Annotated in this window: 25 protein-coding genes; 6 read left to right on the plus strand and 19 right to left on the minus strand. The window is 72.4% G+C overall.

What is annotated here, in order from left to right:
* Positions 1 to 35: 35 nt before the first annotated feature.
* The 3 genes from AC3X7R_RS17195 to AC3X7R_RS17205 all read right to left on the minus strand — a co-directional run bounded on the left by AC3X7R_RS17195 (position 36) and on the right by AC3X7R_RS17205 (position 2,401).
* Positions 36 to 1,109 (minus strand): branched-chain amino acid aminotransferase, encoded by a 1,074-nt coding sequence (locus AC3X7R_RS17195; protein ID WP_489966899.1) that lies wholly within the window; start codon positions 1,107 to 1,109, stop codon positions 36 to 38.
* A 95-nt stretch (positions 1,110 to 1,204) separates the two neighbouring features.
* The gene (locus tag AC3X7R_RS17200; protein WP_489966900.1) at positions 1,205 to 2,263 is read right to left on the minus strand and encodes a 3-isopropylmalate dehydrogenase; all 1,059 of its coding nucleotides are present in this window, start codon (positions 2,261 to 2,263) and stop codon (positions 1,205 to 1,207) included.
* Between the two features lie 9 nt (positions 2,264 to 2,272).
* Positions 2,273 to 2,401 carry a hypothetical protein gene (locus AC3X7R_RS17205; protein ID WP_489966901.1) on the minus strand — a complete coding sequence of 43 codons (129 nt, stop codon included), beginning with the start codon at positions 2,399 to 2,401 and terminating at the stop codon, positions 2,273 to 2,275.
* Between the two features lie 371 nt (positions 2,402 to 2,772).
* Here AC3X7R_RS17205 and AC3X7R_RS17210 point away from each other — a divergent pair, with 371 nt between their 5' ends.
* Positions 2,773 to 3,339: an O-methyltransferase gene (locus AC3X7R_RS17210; protein WP_489966902.1), complete on the plus strand. Its 567-nt coding sequence runs from the start codon at positions 2,773 to 2,775 to the stop codon at positions 3,337 to 3,339.
* Here the strand turns inward: AC3X7R_RS17210 and yczE are convergent.
* The 3 genes from yczE to AC3X7R_RS17225 all read right to left on the minus strand — a co-directional run bounded on the left by yczE (position 3,313) and on the right by AC3X7R_RS17225 (position 6,535).
* The gene (yczE, locus tag AC3X7R_RS17215; protein ID WP_489966903.1) at positions 3,313 to 4,029 is read right to left on the minus strand and encodes a membrane protein YczE; all 717 of its coding nucleotides are present in this window, start codon (positions 4,027 to 4,029) and stop codon (positions 3,313 to 3,315) included. The genes AC3X7R_RS17210 and yczE overlap by 27 nt on opposite strands.
* A 25-nt stretch (positions 4,030 to 4,054) precedes the next feature.
* On the minus strand, positions 4,055 to 5,644 hold the full coding sequence (gene serA, locus AC3X7R_RS17220; protein WP_489966904.1) for a phosphoglycerate dehydrogenase: 1,590 nt from the start codon (positions 5,642 to 5,644) through the stop codon (positions 4,055 to 4,057).
* Positions 5,645 to 5,824: 180 nt separating this feature from the next.
* Entirely contained in the window at positions 5,825 to 6,535 is a 711-nt protein-coding gene (locus AC3X7R_RS17225; protein WP_489966905.1) for a DsbA family oxidoreductase, read from the minus strand.
* A 112-nt stretch (positions 6,536 to 6,647) separates the two neighbouring features.
* Between AC3X7R_RS17225 and AC3X7R_RS17230 the strand changes: the two genes are divergently transcribed.
* Both AC3X7R_RS17230 and AC3X7R_RS17235 read left to right on the plus strand, forming a co-directional pair.
* Positions 6,648 to 7,568: an ABC transporter ATP-binding protein gene (locus AC3X7R_RS17230; protein WP_489966906.1), complete on the plus strand. Its 921-nt coding sequence runs from the start codon at positions 6,648 to 6,650 to the stop codon at positions 7,566 to 7,568.
* Positions 7,565 to 8,407, plus strand: coding sequence for an ABC-2 transporter permease (locus AC3X7R_RS17235; RefSeq protein WP_489966907.1), 843 nt, complete (start codon positions 7,565 to 7,567; stop codon positions 8,405 to 8,407). The genes AC3X7R_RS17230 and AC3X7R_RS17235 overlap by 4 nt, the downstream gene beginning before the upstream one ends.
* A 98-nt stretch (positions 8,408 to 8,505) precedes the next feature.
* Here AC3X7R_RS17235 and ilvC read toward each other — a convergent pair whose 3' ends face one another.
* The 4 genes from ilvC to AC3X7R_RS17255 form a co-directional block, all read right to left on the minus strand.
* Positions 8,506 to 9,531, minus strand: a complete 1,026-nt coding sequence (gene ilvC / locus AC3X7R_RS17240; RefSeq protein ID WP_489966908.1) for a ketol-acid reductoisomerase — start codon at positions 9,529 to 9,531, stop codon at positions 8,506 to 8,508.
* A gap of 61 nt (positions 9,532 to 9,592) precedes the next feature.
* A complete protein-coding gene (gene ilvN, locus AC3X7R_RS17245; RefSeq protein ID WP_489966909.1) occupies positions 9,593 to 10,135 on the minus strand; it encodes an acetolactate synthase small subunit in 543 nt (180 codons plus the stop codon).
* Positions 10,132 to 11,886, minus strand: coding sequence for an acetolactate synthase large subunit (locus tag AC3X7R_RS17250; protein ID WP_489966910.1), 1,755 nt, complete (start codon positions 11,884 to 11,886; stop codon positions 10,132 to 10,134). Before AC3X7R_RS17250 ends, ilvN begins: the two co-directional genes overlap by 4 nt.
* A gap of 245 nt (positions 11,887 to 12,131) precedes the next feature.
* Positions 12,132 to 12,548 carry a VOC family protein gene (locus AC3X7R_RS17255; protein WP_489966911.1) on the minus strand — a complete coding sequence of 139 codons (417 nt, stop codon included), beginning with the start codon at positions 12,546 to 12,548 and terminating at the stop codon, positions 12,132 to 12,134.
* A 26-nt stretch (positions 12,549 to 12,574) separates the two neighbouring features.
* On the opposite strand from AC3X7R_RS17255, the gene AC3X7R_RS17260 reads away from it, so the two are divergent.
* Positions 12,575 to 13,045, plus strand: a complete 471-nt coding sequence (locus tag AC3X7R_RS17260) for a DUF6973 domain-containing protein (protein ID WP_489966912.1) — start codon at positions 12,575 to 12,577, stop codon at positions 13,043 to 13,045.
* Between the two features lie 34 nt (positions 13,046 to 13,079).
* Here the strand turns inward: AC3X7R_RS17260 and AC3X7R_RS17265 are convergent, their stop codons facing one another.
* Genes AC3X7R_RS17265 through AC3X7R_RS17280 form a run of 4 tightly spaced genes read right to left on the minus strand, consistent with a single transcriptional unit; the run spans position 13,080 to position 17,284 of the window.
* On the minus strand, positions 13,080 to 14,099 hold the full coding sequence (locus tag AC3X7R_RS17265) for a S66 family peptidase (protein ID WP_489966913.1): 1,020 nt from the start codon (positions 14,097 to 14,099) through the stop codon (positions 13,080 to 13,082).
* Between the two features lie 42 nt (positions 14,100 to 14,141).
* Complete coding sequence (locus AC3X7R_RS17270) at positions 14,142 to 15,359, minus strand: kynureninase (RefSeq protein ID WP_489966914.1); 1,218 nt, start codon at positions 15,357 to 15,359, stop codon at positions 14,142 to 14,144.
* A 23-nt stretch (positions 15,360 to 15,382) separates the two neighbouring features.
* A complete protein-coding gene (locus AC3X7R_RS17275) occupies positions 15,383 to 16,276 on the minus strand; it encodes an amidohydrolase family protein (protein WP_489966915.1) in 894 nt (297 codons plus the stop codon).
* Positions 16,277 to 16,291: 15 nt separating this feature from the next.
* Positions 16,292 to 17,284 carry a hypothetical protein gene (locus AC3X7R_RS17280; RefSeq protein ID WP_489966916.1) on the minus strand — a complete coding sequence of 331 codons (993 nt, stop codon included), beginning with the start codon at positions 17,282 to 17,284 and terminating at the stop codon, positions 16,292 to 16,294.
* 161 nt (positions 17,285 to 17,445) lie between these two features.
* Between AC3X7R_RS17280 and AC3X7R_RS17285 the strand changes: the two genes are divergently transcribed.
* The gene (locus AC3X7R_RS17285; RefSeq protein WP_489966917.1) at positions 17,446 to 18,192 is read left to right on the plus strand and encodes a hypothetical protein; all 747 of its coding nucleotides are present in this window, start codon (positions 17,446 to 17,448) and stop codon (positions 18,190 to 18,192) included.
* 16 nt (positions 18,193 to 18,208) lie between these two features.
* On the opposite strand, the gene AC3X7R_RS17290 is transcribed toward AC3X7R_RS17285, so the two are convergent.
* Both AC3X7R_RS17290 and ilvD read right to left on the minus strand, forming a co-directional pair.
* Positions 18,209 to 18,769: a pyridoxamine 5'-phosphate oxidase family protein gene (locus AC3X7R_RS17290; RefSeq protein ID WP_489966918.1), complete on the minus strand. Its 561-nt coding sequence runs from the start codon at positions 18,767 to 18,769 to the stop codon at positions 18,209 to 18,211.
* A 13-nt stretch (positions 18,770 to 18,782) separates the two neighbouring features.
* The gene (gene ilvD, locus AC3X7R_RS17295; protein WP_489966919.1) at positions 18,783 to 20,474 is read right to left on the minus strand and encodes a dihydroxy-acid dehydratase; all 1,692 of its coding nucleotides are present in this window, start codon (positions 20,472 to 20,474) and stop codon (positions 18,783 to 18,785) included.
* A 111-nt stretch (positions 20,475 to 20,585) separates the two neighbouring features.
* Here ilvD and AC3X7R_RS17300 point away from each other — a divergent pair, with 111 nt between their 5' ends.
* Complete coding sequence (locus AC3X7R_RS17300) at positions 20,586 to 20,807, plus strand: PLDc N-terminal domain-containing protein (RefSeq protein WP_489966920.1); 222 nt, start codon at positions 20,586 to 20,588, stop codon at positions 20,805 to 20,807.
* Positions 20,808 to 20,844: 37 nt separating this feature from the next.
* On the opposite strand, the gene AC3X7R_RS17305 is transcribed toward AC3X7R_RS17300, so the two are convergent.
* The 3 genes from AC3X7R_RS17305 to AC3X7R_RS17315 are packed head-to-tail and all read right to left on the minus strand — an operon-like array spanning position 20,845 to position 23,822.
* Positions 20,845 to 21,948, minus strand: a complete 1,104-nt coding sequence (locus AC3X7R_RS17305; RefSeq protein WP_489966921.1) for a WD40/YVTN/BNR-like repeat-containing protein — start codon at positions 21,946 to 21,948, stop codon at positions 20,845 to 20,847.
* 30 nt (positions 21,949 to 21,978) lie between these two features.
* Positions 21,979 to 22,833 carry an ABC transporter permease gene (locus AC3X7R_RS17310; protein WP_489966922.1) on the minus strand — a complete coding sequence of 285 codons (855 nt, stop codon included), beginning with the start codon at positions 22,831 to 22,833 and terminating at the stop codon, positions 21,979 to 21,981.
* Positions 22,830 to 23,822: an ATP-binding cassette domain-containing protein gene (locus AC3X7R_RS17315; protein WP_489966923.1), complete on the minus strand. Its 993-nt coding sequence runs from the start codon at positions 23,820 to 23,822 to the stop codon at positions 22,830 to 22,832. The genes AC3X7R_RS17310 and AC3X7R_RS17315 overlap by 4 nt, the downstream gene beginning before the upstream one ends.
* Positions 23,823 to 23,881 lie beyond the last annotated feature (59 nt).

Raw genomic sequence — 23,881 nt, forward strand, 5'->3', positions numbered from 1 at the left:
GCCCGGAGCCCGGGAGGTGACGACCGGGTCGTGGCTCAGCAGACCCGGTGCATCCAGCCGAAGGTGTCCTCGGCCCGCCCGCCCTGCACGTCGACCAGGGCCTGGCGGATGCGCATCGTGAGCTCGGTGCTCGCCGGCGCCGGGACGGCGCCCTGCGCGGAGCGGAGCTCGCCGACCGGCGTGATCACCGCGGCGGTCCCGCAGGCGAAGATCTCCACGATGTCGCCCGAGGCCACGCCGTCGCGCCACTCGTCGATGCCGAACCGGCGCTCGGTGACCTCGTGGCCCATCTTGCCCGCCAGCTCGATCACCGAGTCGCGGGTGATCCCCTCCAGGATGGTGCCGGTCTCCGGGGTGACGATGCGGCCGTCGGCGTGGACGAAGTACAGGTTCATCCCGCCGAGCTCCTCGACGTACCGCTGCTCCTGGGCGTCGAGGAAGACCACCTGGTCGCAGTCGTGCCGGCTCGCCTCCTGCTGGGCGACCAGGGACGAGGCGTAGTTGCCCCCCGTCTTGGCAGCACCCATGCCGCCGCGCGCGGCGCGGGTGTACTCCTCGGTGAGCCAGAGGCTCACCGGCCTGATCCCGCCCTTGAAGTAGGAGCCGGCGGGGCTGGCGATGACCATGAAGGTCACGTGCTGGGAGGGCCGGACGCCGAGGAACTTCTCCGAGGCGAACATGAACGGCCGCAGGTAGAGGCTCTTCTCGCCGTCGCTGTCGGGCACCCAGCGCTGGTCGGTGGCGACCAGCGCGTCGACGGCCTGCACGAAGTCGGCCGGAGGCAGCTCCGGCAGCGCCAGTCGCCGGGAGGAGCGCACCATCCGCTTGGCGTTCTCCTCCGGGCGGAAGGTCCAGATGCTGCCGTCGTCGTGGCGGTAGGCCTTCATGCCCTCGAAGATCTCCTGCGCGTAGTGCAGGACGGCCGTCGCGGGGTCGAGCGAGATCGGTCCGTACGGGGTGATCCGGGCGTCGTGCCACCCCTGGTCCGGCGTCCACTCCACGGTGAGCATGTGGTCGGTGAAGTGCTGGCCGAACCCGGGGTCCGCCAGCACCTCCGAGAGCCGCTGGTCCTCGACGGGGCGGGTCGAGAGGGTGGTGCTGATCTCCATGGTCTCAGGCTATCTGCTCGGGCCGGGCAGCCGTCGGCGCGGCTGCCCGGCAAGGGTCTCTGCGGCCATCCGGTGGATGCCGCGCGAGGGCCACGTCACAGGCGGGCGGCGATCGCGTCGCCCACCTCCGACGTGCGGCGTACCTGACCTGCGGAGCGACCGGTGAGGTCGTCGATGACCGCCTTCTCCACCCGGGCGGCCGCGTCGGCGTGACCGAGGTGGTCCAGGAGCAGCGCGGCGGAGAGGATGGCCGCGGTGGGGTCGGCCTTCTGCTGTCCGGCGATGTCGGGCGCGGAGCCGTGCACGGGCTCGAACATCGACGGAGCGGTCCGGTCGGGGTTCACGTTGCCCGAGGCCGCGAGACCGATGCCGCCGGTGATGGCGGCGGCGAGGTCGGTGACGATGTCGCCGAAGAGGTTGTCGGTGACGATCACGTCGAAGCGCGACGGGTCGGTGGTCATGAAGATCATCGCCGCGTCGATGTGCATGTAGTCCCGGGTGACGTCGGGGAACTCCGCGCCCACCTCCTCGAAGAGGCGCCACCAGACCGAGCCGGCGTGGACGAGGACGTTGGTCTTGTGGAGCAGGGTGAGCTTCTTGCGGGGCCGCCTCTGCGCCCGGGCGAAGGCGTCGCGCAGCACGCGCTCCACGCCGAACGCCGTGTTGACGCTGACCTCGGTCGCCACCTCGGCGGGGGTGCCTACGCGCAGGGCGCCGCCGTTGCCCGTGTAGGGACCCTCGGTCCCCTCCCGCACGACCACGAAGTCGACCTCGCCCGGCGCCGCCAGCGGCGAGGAGACCCCCGGGAAGATCCGGGAGGGCCGCAGGTTGACGTAGTGGTCGAGCTCGAAGCGCAGGCGCAGCAGCAGGCCACGCTCCAGCAGCCCCGGAGGCAGGCCCGGGTCGTTGGGCTTGCCGCCGACCGCGCCGAGCAGGATCGCGTCCTGCTCGCGGATCTCGGCCAGGACGGAGTCGGGCAGCACCTCGCCGGTCGCGAGGTAACGCTCCGCGCCGAGGTCGTAGCGGGTGGTGGCGAAGGCTCCCGGGGAGACCGCGTCGAGCACCTTGAGTGCCTCGGCGGTGACCTCCGGACCGATTCCGTCGCCGGGGATGACGGCGAGAGTGACCGGTGTGTCTGCAGGGGTCTGGGTCATGGCGTGAGGTTAGTTGTCGTCCGGGCGCTGGCCGCCGTTGTCTCGCAGGTCAAGCGCGGTCTGCAGGGCCTCGCGGCTCTGCGGGCTGTCGGGGTCGTGACGGGCCGGGCCCCAGTCGGACGGGTACATGTCGTACATGGCGTGCTCCTCGGTGATCGGGACGGTCAGGGGTGGGTGCTGAGGGGCAGCACCCCTGCGCCGCGGCGGACGGGTCCCGAGCTCGACCACGGATCACGTGGGAGGAGGAGCCGTCGGCATCGCCGAGAGCGGATCACGTCGGCCGGAGAAGCGGAGCGCCGCGACGCAGGTGGGCTGCTGGTCGAGGGCCACGTCAACGCCGAACACCGCGGCGAGGTGGCCCTCTGTCAGGCCTCGCCGCGGCAGTCGATGAGTACGAAGACGCTCCGCATGATGGCGACGAGAGTACGCCGCGTCGCCGGCGGCCGGAAGCACGTTCCGCCACCTGTCCAATTTGCGAGACGACTTTCCCAGGATGAGAGACTCGGATCATGAGCGCTCCCCCGGAACTCCCCGAGATCGTCGCGCGTGCCTTCGACGTCTCCCGCAAGGCGGGATACGTCTCGTTCTGCCGCAACGAGACCGGGCGCCTGCTGGCCACCCTCGCCGCCACCCGCGGCGGGGTGATGGCCGAGTTCGGCACCGGCTGCGGGGTGGGCACCGCCTGGCTGCGCTCCGGCGTGCGCACCGATGCCCGCATCCTGACCGCGGAGCTCAACCCTTCGCTGGCCGCCGCGGCCGCCACGATCTTCACCGACGACCCCTCCGTGGAGGTCTTCCAGGCGGACTGGTCGACGCTCAGCAGCAAGGGGCCCTTCTCGCTCCTCTTCCTCGACTCCGGCGACCCCGAGAGCGTGCGGGTCGACGCGGTGGCCGACCTGGTCGAGCCCGGTGGCCTGGTCGTGCTGGACGACTTCACCCCGTGCGAGTCCTGGCCGCCGATCTACCTGGGCCGGGTCGACACGCTGCGCGAGCAGTGGCTCACCGACGAGCGCTTCACCGCCGTCGAGGTCATGATCGCCCCGGACGCCTCAGCGCTGATCGCCACCCGACGCTGAGCCGGTGCCGGGCCGCGCGTCCGGCAGCCGCACCGTGACCCAGGGCAGCACCAGCTGGGTCAGCGGTCCGATCCCCAGCGCGTAGAGCACCGTCCCGAGCCCGAGGACGCCGCCGAGCGTCACGCCGACCAGCACGACCGCGACCTCGAGCCCCGTCCGCACCAACCGGATCGAGGCCCCCGTCCGGCGGGCCAGGCCGGTCATCAGCCCGTCCCGCGGCCCGCGGCCGAGCTGGGCGCCGATGTAGAGGGCGGTGGCCAGCGCGTTGAGCAGCACCCCGAGCGCCATCAGGGCGACCCGCGCGGCCGGCGCCTCGGGCTCGACCAGCACCGACAAGGTGGCGTCTGCGGCCAGCCCCACGACGAACGCGTTGGCGACGGTGCCGACGCCGGGCTGCTCCCGCAGGGGGATCCAGAGCAGGAGCACGAGGAAGCTCACCGCGACCACCATCTGCCCCAGTGTCAGCGGGACGTAGCGGACCAGGCCGGAGTGGAGCACGTCCCACGGCGCCAGGCCGAGCGCACCGCGCACCATCAGCGCCAGCGAGGCGCCGTAGAGCACCAGCCCCACCGCCAGCTGCACCACGCGGCGGCCGAGCCTGCCGGCCCTCAGCTGTTCCAGCGGTCCGAGCACCGCCAGGTCGACCCTGGGGGGCCGGGGCGCGGACAGGATGCTGCGGGGGCGGTTCACCGGCCCATCCTCCCAGAGGGCGGTGTCAGACCAGGTCGACCGCGCGGACCGAGTGGGCGTCGATGGCGGCCTTGATCTCGGCCAGCACCTCGACGGGGATCGCGGAGTCGACCGAGAGCGCGACCAGGGCGCTGCCTCCCTTGTCGCGCCGGGCGACCTGCATGCCGGCGATGTTGACGCCGGCGTCCCCCAGGATGCCGCCGACCGTCCCGACCATGCCGGGGCGGTCCTCGTAGACGAAGAACGCCAGGTGGTCGGTGGGCTCGAGATCGACGGCGAAGCCGTTCACCTCCACCAGCCGCTCCCGCTGCCCGATCCCGACCAGGGTGCCGGCGACGGAGACCTGCGAGCCGTTGGCGAGCGTGCCGCGCACCGTGACCAGGCTGCGGTGGTCGGGACTCTCCGGCTCGACCACGAGCCGCACCTCCGTGCCCCGCTCCGCGGCCAGCAGGGGTGCGTTCACGTAGGAGACCTGCTCCTCGACGATGTCGGAGAAGGCCCCCTTGAGCGCGGCCAGCTCGAGCACCCGGACGTCGTACTCCGTGATCTCGCCGCGCACCTCCACGTCGATCTGCTGCGCCACCTCGCCGGCCAGGGCGGTGAAGACCCGCCCCAGCTTCTCGGTCAGGGGGATGCCGGGGCGGACGTCCTCGGCGATCACCCCACCCTGGACGTTGACCGCGTCGGGGACCAGCTCGCCGGCGAGCGCGAGGCGCACCGACCGGGCGACCGAGATCCCCGCCTTCTCCTGGGCCTCGAGGGTGGAGGCGCCGAGGTGCGGGGTCGCCACCACGTTGTCCAGCTCGAGCAGCGGCGAGCCGGTGCTCGGCTCCACGGTGAACACGTCGAGGCCGGCCGCCGCGATCACGCCGGTCTTGAGCGCGTCGTGGAGCGCGGTCTCGTCGACGACACCTCCGCGCGCGGCGTTGACCAGCACCAGGCCCGGCTTGGCCCGGGCCAGCTCGCCGGCCCCGATCAGGCCCACGGTCTCCGGGGTCTTGGGCAGGTGCACCGACATGAAGTCGGAGTCGGCGAGCAGGGTGTCGAGGTCGACCAGCCGCACCCCCATCTGCGCGGCTCGGCCCGCCTGGACATAGGGGTCGTAGGCGATGACCCGCATGCCGAAGGCGCTCAGCCGCTGGGCCACCAGCACCCCGATCCGGCCCAGGCCCACGATGCCCAGCGTCTTCTCGAAGAGCTCGGTCCCGGTGAACCTCGACCGCTCCCACTCCCCGCGCCGCAGGGCGGCGTGCGCCTGGCTGACGTGACGGGCCGCGGCCAGCATCAGCGCCACGGCGAGCTCGGCCGCGCTGACGATGTTGGAGGTCGGGGCGTTGACCACCATCACCCCGTGCTGGGTCGCGGCGCGCACGTCGACGTTGTCGAGCCCCGCGCCCGCGCGCGCCACCACCTTGAGCCGGACCGCCGCGTCCAGCAGCTCCGCGTCGACCCGGGTCGCGGAGCGGACCAGCAGCGCGTCGGCCGCCCGGACCTCCGCCAGCAGCCGGGCCCGGTCGTCACCGCAGCAGCTGCGGATCTCGAAGTCCGGGCCGAGCTCGGCGACGGTGGCCGGGCTCAGCTCTTCGGCGATCAGGACGACGGGTCGGTGGGTCACAGCGGGTCCTTGCGGAGGAGGGACGGGGCGACCTGGGGCCGCGGTGCACGACGCTGTGCCGGAGGCAGCCTAACCCAGTGCCCCCACCGCGGACCTGAGCGTCCGAGGCCCTCCGGGGGACCTCCGCGGAGCCTCGCCGGGCAGCCTTCGGGGGCTCTCCGGCACTGTCCGTGGGACGCCTCAGACGGGGCACCCGTCCGGTCCGCAGACGGGCCCGTCCCCGCCGTCGACGAGCACCGGTGCAGCGTGCGACTCACGCCAGGCCTGGTCGAGCAGCCGGATCAGCGTGTCGGCGGGCTGCGCCCCGGAGACGCCGTACCTGCCGTCGACGACGAAGAAGGGGACGCCGGTGGCGCCGTAGCGCCGGGCCTGCTCGACGTCGGCCCGGACCTCGGCGGTGAGCTCGTCGGAGGCCAGCAGAGCGGCCACGCGCTCGGCCGGCAGACCGGCGGCCACCGCCACGTCGCGGAGCACGTCGTGGTCGCCCACGTGGCGCGCCTGGGTGAAGTAGGCCGCGAGCAGCGCCTCCTTGACCGCACCCTGCAGCGCGGGCCCACCCTCGGCCAGCGCCAGGTGGATGACCCGGTGCGCGTCCACGGTGTTGACGTGCGGCGTCTCCCCCAGCCGGAAGACGAGGCCCTCCTGGGCCGCCACGGCCTCGACCTGGTCCATCATCTGCCGGGCACCCTCGGGGCTCTGGCCGTACTTGCGGGCGAGGGAGTCGATCGCCAGCTCACCGCCCTCGCGGGGTGCGGCGGGGTCGAGCTGGTAGGAGCGCCACACCACCTCCACCTCGTCGGCGTGGTCGAAGGAGGCGAGGGCCGTCTCCAGGCGTCGCTTCCCGATGTAGCACCACGGACAGACGACGTCGCTCCAGATCTCGATGCGCATGACGGGGCCAACCCCCGGCCCCCCGGTCCTGTTCCCGTCGGGGGTGGCCCGGGGGGACGCTCAGGGGTCTCACCGATGCGCCGCGCCCTCCACCGCCCGGAGGGTGGGACCCATGATCACCCTCGACTCCCTCACCAAGAGGTACGGCGCCCAGCTGGCCGTCGACGACGTCACCTTCACGGCCGCCCCCGGGCGCGTCACCGGCTTCCTCGGACCCAACGGGGCCGGCAAGTCCACCACCATGCGGATGATGACCGGGCTCACGCCGCCCACCCACGGGACCGCGCTGGTCAACGGCCGCCGGTTCGTCGACCTCCCCAACCCCGGACGCGAGGTGGGCGTGCTGCTCGACGCCTCGGCACAGCACGCCGGCCGGACCGGCCGCGAGATCCTCGCCATCGCCCAGCGGACCATGGGACTGCCCCGGACCCGGGTGGAGGAGATGCTCGAGGTGGTGGGGCTGACCCCCACCGAGGCCGAGCGCCGCGTGCGTCACTACTCGCTCGGCATGCGCCAGCGGCTCGGCATCGGACTGGCCCTGATCGGCTCCCCCGGCGTGCTGATCCTCGACGAGCCGGCCAACGGGCTGGACCCGGCCGGCATCCGCTGGATGCGCGACCTGCTGCGCGACTACGCCGACGACGGGGGCACCGTGCTCCTCTCCTCCCACCTGCTCCACGAGATCGAGGTCATCGCCGACGACCTGGTGGTCATCGGCAACGGGCGCATCGTGGCCCGCGGCAGCAAGGCCCAGCTGCTGGAGTCCGCCGGCACCGTGGTCCGGGCACGCGACACCGAGGCGCTCCGGTCCGCGCTGGCGGCCGACGGACTGACCTGCGCGGTCGCGCCGGACGGCCGGGTGACCTGCGAGGCCGGTGCCGAGGAGGTGGGCCAGGCCGCGCTCGCCGCAGGGGTCCCCCTGCTGGAGCTGCGCACCGCCGACAGCCACGGGCTGGAGGAGATGTTCCTCCAGCTCACCGCAGAGACCCAACGCGACCAGGTCGTCGCCCCCACCACAGGAGCAGCAGCATGAGCACCCTGACCGACCACTCGACCCCGACGCCCCACGGGGGCCAGGCCACCGGCGCCCCCCGCGCCACGCCCACGACCCACTCGCCCCACCCGTCGATCCCGATGTCGAGGATCCTCTGGGTGGAGCTGACCAAGATGTTCGACACCCGCTCCGGCTTCTGGCTGCTCACCGCCACCGGCCTGCTGGCACTGGTGGCCACCGGCGCGGTGATCCTCTTCGCACCGGAGGAGGCGCAGACCTTCGAGAGCTACGGCTCGGCCATCGGCATGCCGATGACGGTGATGCTGCCGGTGATGGCGATCCTCGCAGTGACCGGGGAGTGGTCGCAGCGCAGCGCGCTGACGACGTTCACCCTGGTCCCCAGGAGAGGCCGGGTGCTGCTCGCCAAGGCCGTCGTGGCGGTCGGCGTGGGGGTGGCCTCCATGCTCGTCGCGCTCGGCGTCGGCGCGGTGGGCAACGTCGTCGGCACCGCGATCTCGGGCGCCCCGACCACCTGGGACGTCGGCGTCACCGAGCTGCTCCAGATCATCGCGGCCAACGTCATCGGTCTGCTCATGGGGTTCACCCTCGGGGTCGTGCTGCGCAGCTCGGCAGCCGCCCTGGTGGGGTACTTCGTGTGGTCCCTGGCGCTCCCCAACGTCCTCTTCGCCCTCGGCACGGTCCAGGAGTGGTTCGCCGACGCGCAGCCCTGGATCGACCTCTACTACGCGAGCATGGCGCTCTACGACGGGGCACCGACCGGCGAGCAGTGGGCACAGCTCGGCACCGCCGCCCTGCTGTGGCTGGTGGTCCCGCTGGCCTTCGGGGTGTGGCGGGTGCAGCGGGCCGAGGTCAAGTGACCCCGGCGCAGGAGCCAGGTCCGCCGAGCAGCAGCAGGGCCCGACCCGCCGGTGTCACGGCGGGTCGGGCCCTTGCGTTCGTGCCGAGCGGTCCGCGGTCAGCGAGCGGCGGAGCCCTCGGTGTAGTCGCTGTCCTCCTGCTTCCAGGAGAAGTGCGAGCGCAGCAGCTTGCCGGTCGCCTCGATCGAGTGCCCGGCCTCCTCCTCGCGGAGCTTGAGGAACTCGACGCCGCCGTTGTCCTGGTCGTCGATGAAGCGCTGGGCGAAGCTGCCGTCCTGGATGTCGGCCAGGATCGCCTTCATGCTCTCCTTGACCGCCGGGGTGATCACCCGCGGCCCGGAGACGTAGTCGCCGTACTCGGCGGTGTCGGAGATCGACCAGCGCTGCTTGGCGATGCCGCCCTCCCACATGAGGTCGACGATCAGCTTGAGCTCGTGGAGCACCTCGAAGTACGCGATCTCCGGCTGGTAGCCCGCCTCGGTGAGGGTCTCGAAGCCCGCCTGCACCAGGTGGGAGACGCCGCCGCAGAGCACGGCCTGCTCGCCGAAGAGGTCGGTCTCGGTCTCCTCGGTGAAGGTGGTCTTGATGACCCCGGCGCGGGTGCCGCCGATGGCCTTGGCGTAGGACTTCGCCAGGTCCCAGGCGGTGCCCGAGGCGTCCTGCTCGACGGCGATGATGTCCGGGATGCCGCGGCCGGCGACGTACTCGCGGCGCACCGTGTGGCCGGGGGCCTTGGGGGCGACCAGCACGACGTCGACGCCCTCGGGCGGGGTGATGTAGCCGAAGCGGATGTTGAAGCCGTGGCCGAAGACCAGGGTGTCGCCGGCGGTGAGGTTGGGCTCGATCGCCTCCTTGTAGACGTGGCGCTGGACCTGGTCGGGGGTGAGCACGACGATGACGTCGGCCTCCTCGACGGCCTCGGCGGGAGTCAGCACCCGCAGGCCCTCGTCCTCAGCCTTCGCTCGGCTCTTCGACCCCTCGGGCAGGCCGACGCGGACGTCGACGCCCGAGTCGCGCAGGTTGAGCGCGTGGGCGTGGCCCTGGCTTCCGTAGCCGATCACCGCGACGTTCTTGCCCTGGATCAGGGACAGGTCGGCGTCGTCGTCGTAGAACATCTCAGCCACAGGGGCTCTCCTTTGGGGGGGTGTGATTCGTTGGAACGGGGTGGACAGCGGGTGCTGCGGGTCAGCCGACGCTCGCGACGGGGACCGGGACGGTGGCCGGGCGCGAGGAGCGCTCGGTGATGGAGCGTGGGCCTCGGCCGATCGCGACCAGGCCGGACTGCACCAGCTCGCGGATCCCGAAGGGCTCGATGATCCTGAGGAAGTCGGCGAGCTTCTCGGAGTTGCCGGTGACCTCGATGGTCACCGCGTCGGGAGCGACGTCGACGACCTTGGCCTTGAAGAGCTGGACGGCGTCGAGCACCTGGCCGCGGGTCTCCGCGTCGGCCTTGACCTTGACCAGGAGCAGCTCGCGGCGGACCGAGGCGCGCCCCTCGAGCTCGACGATCTTGATGACCTCGACCAGCTTGTTGAGCTGCTTGGTCACCTGCTCGAGCGGCAGGCCCTCGACGCTGACCACGATGGTCATCCGGGAGATCTCGGGGTGCTCGGTGGGACCCACCGCGAGGCTGTCGATGTTGAAGCCGCGGCGGCTGAAGAGGCCGGCGACGCGCGTCAGCACGCCGGGCTTGTTCTCCACCAGGACGGACAGGGTGTGCGTGCTCACAGGTCATCCTCGTCGAACTGGGGAGCCATGTCCCGGGCGTACTTGATGTCGTCGTTGCTGGTGCCGGAGGCGACCATCGGCCAGACCATGGCGTCGCGGTTGACCCGGAAGTCGACCACCACGGGGCGGTCGTCGATCGCCATCGCCTTCTCGATCGTCGCGTCGACCTCCGACTCGCTCTCGCACGCCAGGCCGACGCAGCCGTAGGCCTCGGCGAGCTTGACGAAGTCGGGGATCCGCTTGGAGTGCAGATCGGTGTTGGAGTAGCGCTCGTTGTAGAAGAGGGTCTGCCACTGGCGCACCATCCCGAGCGACTCGTTGTTGATCACCGCGACCTTGATCGGGATGTCGTTGATCGCGCAGGTGGCCAGCTCCTGGTTGGTCATCTGGAAGCAGCCGTCACCGTCGATAGCCCAGACGGTGGAGTCGGGCATGCCGACCTTGGCCCCCATCGCGGCCGGGACCGAGTAGCCCATCGTGCCCAGGCCACCGGAGTTGATCCAGGTGTTGGGGTTCTCGTAGGAGACGAACTGGGCCGCCCACATCTGGTGCTGCCCGACGCCGGAGGCGTAGATCGCCTCCGGCCCGGCGATCGCGCCCAGCCGCTCGATCACGTACTGCGGGGCGAGGCTGCCGTCGCTCGGCCGGTCGTAGCCGAGCGGGTAGCGCCTCTTCACCCCGATCAGGAAGTCGACCCACTGCTCGTAGTCGCCGGTGGTGCCCGCGTCGGCCTCGGCCTGCAGCAGCGCCAGCAGGTCGACCAGGACCTCCTTGGCGTCCCCGACGATGGGCACGTCGGCGTGCCGGTTCTTGCCGATCTCCGCCGGGTCGATGTCGGCGTGCACGACCAGGGCGTTCGGCGCGAACGAGTCGAGGTTGCCGGTCACCCGGTCGTCGAAGCGGGCGCCGAGCGAGATGATCAGGTCCGAGCGCTGGAGGCCGGCCACCGCGGCGACCGTGCCGTGCATCCCGGGCATGCCCAGGTGCTGCGCGTGGCTGTCGGGGAACGCCCCCCGGGCCATCAGGGTGGTGACCACCGGGATCCCGGTGAACTCGGCCAGGCGCCGCAGCTCCCGGTGGGCGCCGGAGCGGATCACGCCCCCGCCCACGTAGAGGACCGGGCGGCTGGCCGCCAGGATCAACCGGGCGGCCTCGCGGATCTGCTTGCTGTGCGGTCGGGTGATGGGGCGGTAGCCGGGCAGGTGGAGCTCGGTGGGCCACACGAAGTCGGTCATCGCCTGCAGCGCGGACTTGGCCACGTCGACCAGCACCGGGCCGGGCCGCCCGGTGGAGGCGATGTGGAACGCCTCGGCCACGGTCCGCGGGATCTCGGCGGGGTCGGTGACCAGGAAGTTGTGCTTGGTGATCGGCATCGTGATGCCGCGGATGTCGGCCTCCTGGAAGGCGTCGGTCCCGATCATCGACGCGCCCACCTGCCCGGTGATCGCCACCATCGGCACCGAGTCCATGTGGGCGTCGGCGATCGGGGTGACCAGGTTGGTGGCACCCGGGCCGGAGGTGGCCATGCAGACGCCCACGCGCCCGGTGGCGGCGGCGTACCCCTGGGCGGCGTGCCCGGCGCCCTGCTCGTGGCGCACCAGGATGTGCCTGATCCGGGTGGAGTCCATCAACGGGTCGTAGGCGGGGAGGATCGCGCCGCCCGGGATCCCGAAGATGTCGGTGACACCCGCGTTCTCCAGCGAACGCACGAGGCTCTGCGCCCCGGTGATCCTGCCGTCCTGCTCACTCATCGAATTCTCTTCCTCACTGCGCTGGCACTGCCGGTTCGGCCAAACAAAAAACCCCTCGGCCGATTGTCGGCGACGAGGGGTGACGCGTGTGCTGAGGGGTCAGACTCAGTCCACGCGTCGCGTGCGTACAAGAAGGTTCTCGGTGCGCATGGCACCACCGTCTCCGTCGCCGGCGACCGGCGTCAAGCCAGTCTGCCACGCGTCCCACTATTTGGTACGCGCGTCCCAGGATATGGCCGCAGCCGTCAGGGGAGGACCGCGAGGCCGAGGGGCCCGGGGTTGAACGCGACCTCCCAGCGGAACCCGTCGGGGTCGGCGAAGTAGCCGGAGTAGCCACCCCACTCCCGCTCCTGGGCCTCGGCCACCAGCGACGCGCCGGCGGCCCTCGCCTGCTCCAGCACCCGGTCCACCCCGGCCCGGGTCGCCACGTTGTGCGCCAGCGTGATCGGGGGCACCACCCCGGTGGCCGGTCTCGACCCGGTCTCCGCCTCGAAGGCGGCGGCGGCCCACAGGGAGAGGACGACCTTGTCGGCCACCGTGAACATCACCACCTCCCCCGGCACGTCGACGGCGGCCTCCCAGCCGAGCCCGTCGGCGTAGAAGCGCCGGCTCGCCGAGACATCGGCGACGGCGAGGGTGACGAAGCTGAGGCGCTGGTCCACCGGAGCCACTCTGCCAGACTCGGCGCATGCCGCTGCCCCAGCTCCGCAACGCCCTGCGACTCCTCGCCACCGGGGTGCCGCGGCTCTGGCGGACGGCCCGCTCCGCGGGAGCGGGTCCCGCGGCCGCCCTCGACGTGGTGGTGGCCTCCCTGCTCGCCTTCCTCCTCGCCACCCGGGGGGCCGGGTGGCGCCGGCAGAACGCCGTCCGCCACTTCAGCTGGCAGGCCTACCTGGCCGCCCGCCACGGCGAGCCCCTCGCCCGCGCGGTCGGCGACGCGCAGGAGCACGGGTCGGCCGACCCCGCGGACTCCGATGTCGACGAGGCCAACAACCGGGCCGGGCGCGACTACGGGAGCTCCCGCGCCCAGGAGCTCGTCGGCGGCCGCCTGGCCACCCTCACCGCGCTGGTGGAGGTGGCCGAGCGGAAGTGGCGGCGACGCGAGCTCGTCGCCCAGCCGCTCAGCGACGGGAGCGACCCGCGGGACGCCCGCCGCTAGGCACGACCCGACGGCCGAGACCGACGGCGAGGCCTCAGGCCAGCTCCTGGGTGATCTCGCGCTGCTCCCCCGCCAGGGTGACGTGGGCGAGCGCCCCGTTGACCAGCGGGAGGTACGGCGGCACGTGGCCGCACTCCACGTCGAGCACGATCGGCAGGTCGAGCCCGCCCAGGGCATCGAGGACGGCGTCACGCTGGGTGAAGTCGCCGGAGGCCGGCGCCCCGGTCCGCCCGACCAGGATCGCGTTGGCGTGGTCGAACCAGCCGGCGAGGCGCAGCCCGTGCAGGTTGCGGCAGATCTCCAGCGCCGGGTCGTCGGAGGCCTCGACGTAGACGACCAGTCCCTCGTCGGCGTGCTGCCGGGCGAAGTCGGCCACGTCGCCGTACGGCGTCCCGGCCAGGTTGGCGACGGTCTCGATGCAGCCGCCGATCAAGCGCCCGGTGACGTCGAGCCCGCCCCCGCCGACGACCTCCCAGGTCCCGGCCCCGTCGAGCTGGTACGCCGTGGGCGTGGGGTCGGCCTCCCAGTCGTCGAAGCCGGCGGTCCGGTAGATCCCGGACGCCCGCTGGGTCACCGGGCCGGTGGCCGAGGCCAGCGCGGTCCAGTGCGCGAGCCCGGCCGGCGGCTCGTAGGGGGTGTCCATCAGGTTCGACCCGTGCAGGGTCGCCCAGCCGAGGCGGGTGGTGAGCGGCACCAGGAGGGTGGAGATGTCGCTGAAGCCGACCACCCAGGTCGGCTCGGCGTCGGCGAGCGCGGTCCAGTCGAGCCGGTCGACGAGGTCGATCGCGGTCTCGCCGCCCCACGGCGGCACGATCGCCCTGATCGCCGGGTCAAGCAGCATCCGGTTGAGCTCGTCGGCGCGCCTCTCCACCCGGGCGCTCACGTGACCGGCGTCCCCGTCCAGGCAGGCCCCCACCTCGACCTCGTAGCCGCGGTCGCGGAGCCAGCCGAGCGCGACATCCAGGCGCGGGCGCAACGGGGTCGGCACCCCGCTGGAGGGACTGGTGACGCCGATGCGGTCACCGGGGCGGAGCGGGGCGGGGAAGCGGATCATCGCCCCATCCAAGCGGTCGGCGCGGCAGTCCCGCAAACGGGTTCAGCCCAGGAGGGAGCGCACCTCGGCGATCCCGCGGTGGACCTCCTCGAAGCTGGTGGAGAGCGGGGAGAGCCCGATCCGCAGCCCATCGGGGTCGCGGTAGTCGGGGAGCACGTCCTGCTGCCACAGCCGTGCCGTGACCTCGCGCATGGCGGGGTGCAGCAGCGTGACGTGCCCGCCGCGCTGTCCGGGGTCGCGGGGCGAGCCCAGCCGGACGCCGAGCGGGTCCAGCCACGCGTCGGCCAGCGCCACGGCGTACTCGGTCAGGGCCACCGACTTGCGCCGGACCGCCTCGATCCCGGTCTCCTCGAGCAGGTCGACCATGTCCTGGACCGCCAGCATCCCGAGGATGGGCGGGGTGCCGGAGACGAAGCCGCGGATCCCCTCGGCCGGGCGGTAGCCCGGTCCCATCGCGAACGGGTCGGCGTGACCCATCCACCCCTGGATCGGCTGGCGGAGCGCGCCGTGGTGGCGAGCTGCGACGTAGCCGAAGGCCGGCGACCCCGGCCCCCCGTCGAGGTACTTGTAGGTGCACCCCACGGCCAGGTCCACCTGCCAGGCGTCGAGCTCCACCGGCACCGCCCCCGCCGAGTGGCAGAGGTCGACGAGCACCAAGGCGCCGACGGCGTGGACCCGGCGCGTCAGCTGCTCGACGTCAGCCAGGTGCGCGGAGCGGTAGGCCACGTGACTGAGGACCACCGTGTTGGTCCGCTCCCCCAACGCCGCCCCGAGCAGCTCGGCGGTGACCCCGGCGGAGGGGTCGACCTCGACCCAGCGCACCGTGCAGCCGCGCTCGGCAGCGATCCCCTCGGCTACGTAGCGGTCGGTGGGAAAGTTGTCGCTGTCCACCACGATCTCGGTGCGGGCCGGGTCACGGCGCAGCTGGGCGTCCACGGCGGCGCGGAGCAGCTTGTAGAGCCAGACGGTCGTGGAGTCGCCCACCGCGATCTGCCCCGGCGCCGCACCGAGCACGACCCTGCCGAGGCGGTCCCCCAGCTCGGTGGGGAGCGCCAGCCAGCCCTCGTCCCAGCCCCGGATGAGGCGGCCACCCCACTCCTCGCGGACGAAGGCGGCCAGGCGGTCGGCGGTCGCCTCCAGGGGTCGCCCGAGGGAGTTGCCGTCGAAGTAGACCAGCGGGGACCCGGCCCCCACGAAGCGGGACCGGAGCGCGGCGAGGGGGTCGGCGGCGTCCCGCGGGCGCGGGTCGAGGTCGGGCACGGCGGGGCTCCTGGGGACGGGCGTCAGAGCGACTCGGTCTCCGAGGAGGGTACGGCGAGCGCCCCCGGCAGCCGGGTGAGGAGGTCGTCGCCCGGGGAGCCTGGGAGGAAGGTGACCAGGTCGCGACCGAGGGGGCCGGGCCACCCGTCGGTCAGGGCGGCGAGCAGCGCCTCGTCGTCGAGGCCGACCTCGCGCAGCAGCGCCACCTCGCGCAGGTTGAGGCCCACCGGAAGCGGTCCGTTGCCGAGGTCGGTGCCGTAGAGGACCCGTCCACCCGCGGCGTGGAAGGCCGCCAGGTTGGCGCACGCGGTGCGCTGCTCCGCGGTGGGGCTCCCGCGCCCGTGGATGTCGAGGGTGCTGATCCAGGCCATGTCGGCCGCCACGCACTCCTCGACCACGGCGGGGTCCAGCAGCTCGGTCCACGGGGTGTGCGCCAGCACGTCGATCCCAGCCGCCAGGGCCAGCTCGACCATCCCGGGACCCTCGACGTGGGCGACCACCGGCGTCTCACCCGCCGCCGCCACCACCGCCTCGCAGGTGGCCAGGTCGAGCACGGGCCCGGCGAGCCGGTTGAGCGTCACCTTGAGCACACTGGCGCCCAGCGCCCGCTGCTCCGCGACCGCGGCCCCGGCCTCGCGGGGGTGGGCCACGACGCGGACGCTGCCCCGGGGCGCCCAGGGCCGGTCGCTGGGGTAGCCGTCGGGCGCGGCGAGGAACTGGCCCGCGTGGTGCACCCGCACCGGGCAGGCCCGGGCCAGGGCGACGATCTGCGGGGACCAGCCCAGGTCGACCACGGCGCCGATCGCCCCCGGCTCCAGGCCGGAGGGCTCGAGCAGCCCGAGGTGCACGTGGTGGTCGCGCAGGACGGGGTGGACCGTCCCGCTCAGGTCGGTGCCGCGCAGTCGCGCCGTGCTCATCCGGGCACCGTACTCCTACTGGAAGCTGACGAACCGGACCTCGGGACGGATCCGGCGGACGGCGCGCGCCTTCATCCGCGGCACGTCCTCGTCGTAGAAGAGCTTGAAGCCCATCTGGAACTGCTGGGGCCGGGCCACCGCGCGGTAGGTCGCCAGCTTCTGCGCCGGGGTGCCGAACCCGTCGATGTGCTGCACGAGGGCCAGGTGGGGGCGGTCCCGGACCTTCTTGATCCGCGAGACCATCGAGTCGCGGAACTGGTGGAGCATGAAGACCTTCTGCGGCAGCCCGTTCTCGGCCGCGAGGGTGTCGAGCCAGGCGGAGACCTCGTTGACCTCCTTGGCGCGGACCGAGCCGATGACCTGGCCGGGCACCTGTCCCGCCTCCATCCGCCACTCGGGGTCGAGCGCGAGACCGACCCAGGGGTGCTCGAGCGCCCACTGCCACCGCTTCGCCACCGTGAGGAAGTCGGCCTGTCCGGGCTGGATGTCGAGGACGAGCAGCGCCTTGTTCCGCTCGGCGGCGTCGATGTAGGTCTGGACCCGCTCGTGGGGGATGTCGTGGTTGTAGTCGCCGTCGGAGCCGGGGACCGCGTCGGCCACCGTCACGATCAGCTCGTAGACGGGCTGCACCCGCTCGCCCTTGAGCTTGAACGGGCGGGCGGCGCGCACCAGGCGCCGGTGCGCGGTGTCGGGCTCCGTCTCCCCCAGCACCCCGAGGACGCCGGTGCCGGCCGTGCCGTAGTAGGCGACCAGGAAGCGGTTGCGCGAGAAGATCTTCCTGCCGCCCCCCGGCAGCGACGCCACGGCCCGGTGCGCCCGCTCGTCCGCTGCCTGGGTCGCCGCCGCCTGGGACACCCCGGTCGCCCCCACGACAGGATCGGCCGGCTCCCCCGAGGCAGCCGAGAGCCCGGCGGGCAGGAGCGCGAGCAGACCTCCCGACAGCGCGAGCGCGAGCACGGACCCCGTCGTACGTCTCCCCCAGATCATGGGGCGAACATAGCGGCTCATGGGGCGAACGTAGCGGGGTCTCCGACCAGGAGGTGGGACAGACAGCGACGACGTGCCGCGCTCTGGCACCTTGTCGGGTGCGGGGGCGCTGTCCAGACCCCGCGCCACGCCCACGGTGCGGTGTCACCGCCCGGGGTCACACAGAACTTGGAGACCTCCACGTGAAGAAGATCGCCCGGCTCGCGGCGCTGACCGCCGCCACCGCCCTGCTCGGCACCCTGGTCAGCCCCGCCGCCCCGGCCTCCGCGGCCGTCGACCCGGTCGCGACCATCACCGGCGACCAGATCGCGGTGATGCCCAAGGGCCAGTGCGTGGACTACCAGATCCCCTACACGGTCACGGTGCCCGCGACCAACAAGTCGTGGTCACTGGGCATCACGGCCACCGACCCCCAGGGCGGCCGAGGCGCCTACAAGCTGGTCGACAGCGTCCTCGGCGACCCGCTCACGGGCACCGCCACCTTCCAGTTCTGCGACATCGGGATCCCGACCGGGCGCTACACCGTCACCGCCGAGGTGCGCGCCGTCGACACCGACGGCAGCATCAGCGGGTACCTCCCCGTGACCGGCTTCGGCTTCGACCTCGTCCAGGAGGTCACCACCCGGGCCACGATCAAGGTGAAGAAGGCCAAGAAGGGCAAGTCCGCCGTCACCACCGCGGTCTCGGCCAGCGCCGGTGGCGAGTGGAGCCCGGTGAGCGGCGGCAAGGTGACCCTCCAGCGCCAGGCCGGCAAGAAGTGGAAGAACGTCAAGTCGGCGACCACCGGCGCGGACGGCACCGCAACCTTCAAGCTGAAGGCCAAGCGTGGCTCGAAGGTCAGGGTGGCGTTCGCCGGCGGCGGTGTCTTCTCGTTCGGTGCCGGGCTGCCGATCCCCGGTGCCACCTCGAAGGCCGCCAAGCTCCGCTGATCCCGGGCACAGCTCCCTACGGCGCGGGGTCGTCGTCGAAGGCAGGGAGACCGTCGATGCTGACGGTGTTCTTGCCTCGCCGGTAGGCGACGACCCCCTCCGCCCCGCGGCGGTCCATGTTCGGGGTGAGGAGGTCCCGCTCCTCGTCCAGGCTCATCAGCGGCAGTGCGTAGCCGCAGGAGTCGCTGACCCGCTCGACGTCCACCACGATCACCGCCCGCGCGTGCGGGTTCGGGTCGAAACGCGCCGCCCACGCCGCGAAGTCGGCGTCGTAGGAGCTGACGACCCGGCCCCGGCCGTGCAGCCGGACCACGTTGGGTGCCCGCTCGAACGAGCAGAACATCAGGGTGATCCGTCCGTTCTGGCGGACGTGGGCGATGGTCTCCGCGCCGCTCGCGGTCAGGTCCAGGTAGGCGACGGTGTGCTCGTCGACGACCGCGAACGTGCCGGCCAGGCCCTTCGGCGAGACGTTGACGTGCCCGGCGTCCCCCGAGGGAGCGGTGGCCACGAAGAAGACCGGCTGGGCCTCGACGAACGCCCGCAGGCGCCCGTCGATCCCGGGGTAGACCTTGCCCACGCCGGTCGCCTCCTCAGCTGGTGACCGCGCCGTGCGCGGCCGACTGCACGACCTTGGCGTACTTGCCGAGCACGCCGCGGGTGTACTTCGGGGGGTTGGGCTCCCAGCCGACCTTGCGGGCCTCGAGGTCGTCGATCTCCACCTCGAGCAGCGCGTTGGCCACGTCGAGGGTGATCGGGTCGCCGTCGCGGACGAAGGCGATCGGGCCGCCGTCCGCCGCCTCGGGGGCGATGTGACCGACGCAGAGACCGGTCGTGCCGCCGGAGAAGCGGCCGTCGGTGATGAGCAGGACGTCCTTGCCCAGCCCGGCGCCCTTGATCGCTCCGGTGATGGCCAGCATCTCCCGCATGCCGGGGCCGCCCTTGGGTCCCTCGTAGCGGATCACCACGACGTCGCGCGGCCGGATCCGGCCCTCGGCCAGCGCGTCGAGCGCGGCCCGCTCGCCGTCGAAGACCCGAGCGGTGCCGGTGAAGGTGGTGTCGTCGAAGCCCGCACTCTTGACCACCGCGCCCTCGGGGGCGAGCGAGCCCTTGAGGACCGTGATGCCGCCGGTGGCGTGCATCGGCCTCTCGAACGCCCGCAGCACCTCGCCGTCCAGCGCCTGGGGCGCCAGCGCCTCCAGGTTCTCGGCCATCGTGCGACCGGTGACGGTCAGGGTGTCGCCGTGCATCAGGCCGGCGTCGAGCAGCGCCTTCATCACGACCGGGATGCCGCCGATCTTGTCGACGTCGGTCATCACGAAGCGGCCGAACGGCTTGAGGTCGCCGATGTGCGGGACCTTGGAGCCGATCCGGTTGAAGTCGTCGAGGGTCAGGTCGACGTCGGCCTCGCGGGCGATCGCGAGCAGGTGGAGCACCGCGTTGGTCGAGCCGCCCAGCGCCATCACGACCGCGATCGCGTTCTCGAAGGCGGGCTTGGTCATGATCTGGCGCGCGGTGATGCCGTGGCGCAGCATCTCCACCACGGCCTGGCCGGACCGGTGGGCGAAGCCGTCACGCCGTCGGTCGACGGCCGGCGGCGCGGCGCTGCCGGGGAGGCTCATGCCCAGCGCCTCGGCGACGCTCGCCATGGTGTTGGCGGTGTACATGCCACCGCAGGCGCCCTCGCCGGGACAGATGGCCCGCTCGATCCGGTCGACCTCGTCGCGGGTGATCTTGCCGGCCAGGCAGGCGCCGACGGCCTCGAAGGCGTCGATGATGGTCACGTCGTTGCCGTCGACCTGGCCGGGCATCGTGGAGCCCGCGTAGAGGAAGACGCTCGCGAGGTCGAGCCGCGCCGCAGCCATCAGCATGCCCGGCAGCGACTTGTCGCAGCCGGCGAGCAGCACCGACCCGTCGAGCCGCTCGGCCATCATCACCGTCTCCACCGAGTCGGCGATGACCTCGCGGCTGACCAGGGAGAAGTGCATGCCCTCGTGACCCATCGAGATGCCGTCGGAGACGGAGATGGTGCCGAACTCCAACGGGAAGCCGCCCGCTGCGTGCACCCCGTTCTTGACCGCCTTGGCCAGCCGGTCGAGGGAGAGGTTGCAGGGGGTGATCTCGTTCCAGCTGCTCGCCACCCCGATCTGCGGCTTGGCGAAGTCGTCGTCGCCCATCCCGACCGCCCGGAGCATGCCCCGGGCTGCGGCGCGCTCCAAGCCGTCGGTGACGTCGCGCGAGCGGGGCTTGATGTCGGGCTGCTGGCTCTGGTCGGGCGCGGTCATGACGCAAGGCTACGACTCGACGCCACTCGGCCCGGCGGCAGTCTCAGGCGCGCGCTCCGCCGCCCGCGCCCGCGTCCCGTACCGGTCACGGCCCGCGACTAGGGTGGCCGCATGACGAAGAAGTCCTGGTCCGGCCTCAGCCCGTCGCAGCAGACCATGGTCGCCCTCGTGGGCACGGCCGAGGTGGCCCTGACCCTCTGGGCGCTGCGGGACCTGAAGGGACGGTCGGGCGCCGATCTCCGCGGCCCGAAGGCCCTCTGGTTCCCCGCACTCCTCGTGCAGCCGGTCGGCCCGCTCGCCTACCTGGCGATCGCCCGACGCGCACGGGCCTGAGCCTCTCCCCCACGGCGCCGCGGCGCCCGAGGGTCCATCAGCCCGGAGGCAGCACCGCGGCCCGCACCACCAGCACGTCGGGCAGGTCCTTGTGGACCTCCGCCCACGTCTGGCCCTCGTCGGCCGAGGCCCAGACGGCGCCGTTGCGGCCACCGAAGTAGAGGCCGACGGGGTCGAGGGTGTCGGCGCACATCGCGTCCCGCATGACCGCGGCGTAGTACGCGTCCGGGAGGTTGCCCTCCCCCAGCTCCTGCCAGGTGCCGCCGCCGTCGTCGGTCCGGCAGACCCGCGCCTTGCCGTCCACCGGCCAGCGGGCACTGGCGTCCGCGATCGGGAAGGTGAAGGCCGTCGACGGCTTCCTGGGGTGGGTGACCATGGCGAAGCCGAACTCCGAGGGGAGTCCCGCGGCGATGTCCTGCCAGCTGTCGCCTCCGTCGTCCGACCGGTAGACGCCACCGTGGTTCTGCAGGAAGAGGCGGTCGGGGTCGACCGGGTCGCGGGCCACCTTGTGCACGCACTGACCGAACTCGGGGTAGTACCGCTCCCCCGGCATGAACTCGGCCTTGATCCCCTTGTTCACCGGCTGCCAGGTCGCGCCGCCGTCCGACGTCCGGTAGGCGCCGCCGGTGGAGAGGGCGGCCAGCACCGAGGCAGGGTCCGCGGGGTGCGGGAGGATGGTGTGGAACGCCTGTCCCCCGAAGCCCTCGTCCCACTCGGGCCGGTGCGGGTGGTCCCAGAGTCCGCGCACCAGCTCGAAGTGCTCGCCTCTGTCCTCGGAGCGGAAGATCGCCCCCGGCTCGGTGCCGGCCCACACCACGCCGTCCTCGACCCCGGGCACCAGCTGCCAGACCCGCGCGAGGGCGGCCCCGGTCTCCTCCGGGAAGCGGATGGCGCCGTTGGGGGTCTCCTGCCAGGTCTCACCCAGGTCCTCGCTCCACCGCACCTGGGGTCCGAACCAGCTCGACGAGCAGCCCGCCAGCACCCGTGGCACCTCGCCCCGGGCGTCGAGCATCACCGAGTAGACCTCCTCCATCTGGAAGTGCGGCCCCGTCCATGCCCAGTCGCGCCGCTCCTCGTCGGAGCTGCCGATCCACAGCCCCTTGCGCGTGCCCACCAGGAGCAGCGTCCTCGTCCCCGCCATGTCCTCTCCCATCCTCGTGCGTGCGTGCCGTCAGTCCTGGGTGCGGCGCCGGAAGGCACGCAGCGAGAGCGGCGCGAGGACGGCTGTCATCGCCAGCGTCCACAGCAGCGTCGCCAGCACCGGGTGCTGCAGTGGCAGCGCCGCCTCGGCGGGTGCCGGTCCGGCGTTGCCCCACAGCTCGCGCACCGCCTGCACCAGCGACGAGATGGGGTTCCACTCCGCGATGGTCCGCAGGACGTCGCCCATGGGCTCGGTCGGCGCGAAGGCGTTGGAGAGGAAGGTGATCGGGAACATCGTGGTGAACATGACCCCGTTGACCGCCTCCACGGAGCGCATCGCGGAGCCGACCAGGATGCCGAGCCAGATCATCGCGAAGCCCCACAGCAGCAGCAGGGCGTAGGCCAGGACCGCGTCCAGGAACGAGCCGCGGATCCGCCAGCCCACGATGAGGCCGGTCAGCGACATCACCGCGATGCCGATGCCGGAGTGGATGAGGCTGGAGAAGCTGCGCCCGACCAGTACCGCCGAGGGGTGGATCGGCAGGGACCGCATCCGGTCGACGATGCCCTTGTCGATGTCCGCAGTCAGGCCGACCGCGACGATGAACGAGGCGAACGCGATGGTCTGCGCCATGATCCCGCCGAGCAGCCACTCGCGGTAGCCGGACGCCGCCCCCTGCACCGCGATCGCCCCGCCGAAGACGTAGGCGAAGAGCAGGACGAACATCACCGGCTGCACGGTGACGTCCATCAGCATCTCGGGCATGCGCTTGATGTGGATCAGGTTGCGGCGGGTGATCGCCAGCGACTGCTGGAGCAGGTTGGTCTGCCGGATGCGCGGGCGCTCCAGCGCGCCGCGCACGGGCCGGACCGTCTCGGTGGTCATGCGGGTGCCCCTTCCAGGTGGGAGGCGCTGTCGGCGCCCTCGTCGTCCTGCTCCTCGGCCCGTCTACCGGTCAGGTGGAGGAAGACGTCGTCCAGACTGGGACGCTGCAGCCCCAGGTCGTCGAGCTCGATCCCACTGCTGGCGAAGATCTCCGCCACCGCGGTGATGTCACCCAGCCCCTGGGCGGGGGCGGTGAGCCGACGGGCGGGCTCGTCCAGGTGCACCTCGTTGACCACGCGACGCATCAGCGCCGCCGCCCGGGCGAGGTCTGCCGAGCCCGAGACGGTGACCACCAGGGCCGCCTTGCCCGAGGCGTCCTTGAGCTGCAGCGGCGTGCCCTCGGCGATGATCCCGCCACGGTCGATGACCACGATGTTGTCGGCCAGCTGGTCGGCCTCCTCCAGGTACTGCGTGGTGAGCAGCAGCGTCGTGCCGTCGCTCACCAGCTCCCGGAGCACGTCCCACAGCTCGACCCGGCTCCGCGGGTCCAGCCCGGTGGTCGGCTCGTCGAGGAAGAGCACCGGAGGCGTGGCGACGAGGCTCACCGCCAGGTCGAGCCGGCGCCGCATGCCGCCCGAGTAGGTCTTCACCACCCTGTTGCCCGCCTCCGACAGGGAGAACCGCTCCAGGAGGTCGTCGGAGATGCGTTTGACGGTCCTGCGGTCCAGACCGTAGAGCTGGCCCACCAGGCGCAGGTTCTCCCGCCCGGTCAGCAGCTCGTCGACGGTCGCCGACTGCCCGGTCAGCCCCATCGAGCGACGGACCGCGGCCGGGTCGCTCACCACGTCGTGGCCGGCCACCCGGGCGGTGCCACTGGTCGGCCTCGTCAGGGTCGTCATCATCCGGACCGTGGTCGTCTTCCCCGCCCCGTTGGGACCCAGAAGCCCCAGGACGCTTCCGGTCGGGACGGAGAAGCTCACGCCGTCCACGGCTACGGTCTCGTCGAAGTGCTTGACCAGGTCGATCGCCTCGATCGCCTTCTCGCTCACGTTCCGCCCCTCACCCTCGAGTTATTCCAATTAGGAAGAGTACGCTCACCTCATGCCTC

It is taken from the genome of Nocardioides sp. Z22_16 (genome assembly GCF_058134365.1).

What these genes read in the sequence shown, in the direction of transcription:
- AC3X7R_RS17195 (WP_489966899.1), bottom strand. Translation starts at nt 1,109, where the DNA reads ATGGAGATCAGCACCACCCTCTCGACCCGCCCCGTCGAGGACCAGCGG.
- AC3X7R_RS17200 (WP_489966900.1), bottom strand. Translation starts at nt 2,263, where the DNA reads ATGACCCAGACCCCTGCAGACACACCGGTCACTCTCGCCGTCATCCCC.
- AC3X7R_RS17205 (WP_489966901.1), bottom strand. Translation starts at nt 2,401, where the DNA reads ATGTACGACATGTACCCGTCCGACTGGGGCCCGGCCCGTCACGACCCC.
- AC3X7R_RS17210 (WP_489966902.1), top strand. Translation starts at nt 2,773, where the DNA reads ATGAGCGCTCCCCCGGAACTCCCCGAGATCGTCGCGCGTGCCTTCGAC.
- AC3X7R_RS17225 (WP_489966905.1), bottom strand. Translation starts at nt 6,535, where the DNA reads ATGCGCATCGAGATCTGGAGCGACGTCGTCTGTCCGTGGTGCTACATC.
- AC3X7R_RS17230 (WP_489966906.1), top strand. Translation starts at nt 6,648, where the DNA reads ATGATCACCCTCGACTCCCTCACCAAGAGGTACGGCGCCCAGCTGGCC.
- AC3X7R_RS17235 (WP_489966907.1), top strand. Translation starts at nt 7,565, where the DNA reads ATGAGCACCCTGACCGACCACTCGACCCCGACGCCCCACGGGGGCCAG.
- AC3X7R_RS17250 (WP_489966910.1), bottom strand. Translation starts at nt 11,886, where the DNA reads ATGAGTGAGCAGGACGGCAGGATCACCGGGGCGCAGAGCCTCGTGCGT.
- AC3X7R_RS17260 (WP_489966912.1), top strand. Translation starts at nt 12,575, where the DNA reads ATGCCGCTGCCCCAGCTCCGCAACGCCCTGCGACTCCTCGCCACCGGG.
- AC3X7R_RS17265 (WP_489966913.1), bottom strand. Translation starts at nt 14,099, where the DNA reads ATGATCCGCTTCCCCGCCCCGCTCCGCCCCGGTGACCGCATCGGCGTC.
- AC3X7R_RS17275 (WP_489966915.1), bottom strand. Translation starts at nt 16,276, where the DNA reads ATGAGCACGGCGCGACTGCGCGGCACCGACCTGAGCGGGACGGTCCAC.
- AC3X7R_RS17280 (WP_489966916.1), bottom strand. Translation starts at nt 17,284, where the DNA reads ATGAGCCGCTATGTTCGCCCCATGATCTGGGGGAGACGTACGACGGGG.
- ilvD (WP_489966919.1), bottom strand. Translation starts at nt 20,474, where the DNA reads ATGACCGCGCCCGACCAGAGCCAGCAGCCCGACATCAAGCCCCGCTCG.
- AC3X7R_RS17300 (WP_489966920.1), top strand. Translation starts at nt 20,586, where the DNA reads ATGACGAAGAAGTCCTGGTCCGGCCTCAGCCCGTCGCAGCAGACCATG.
- AC3X7R_RS17305 (WP_489966921.1), bottom strand. Translation starts at nt 21,948, where the DNA reads ATGGCGGGGACGAGGACGCTGCTCCTGGTGGGCACGCGCAAGGGGCTG.
- AC3X7R_RS17310 (WP_489966922.1), bottom strand. Translation starts at nt 22,833, where the DNA reads ATGACCACCGAGACGGTCCGGCCCGTGCGCGGCGCGCTGGAGCGCCCG.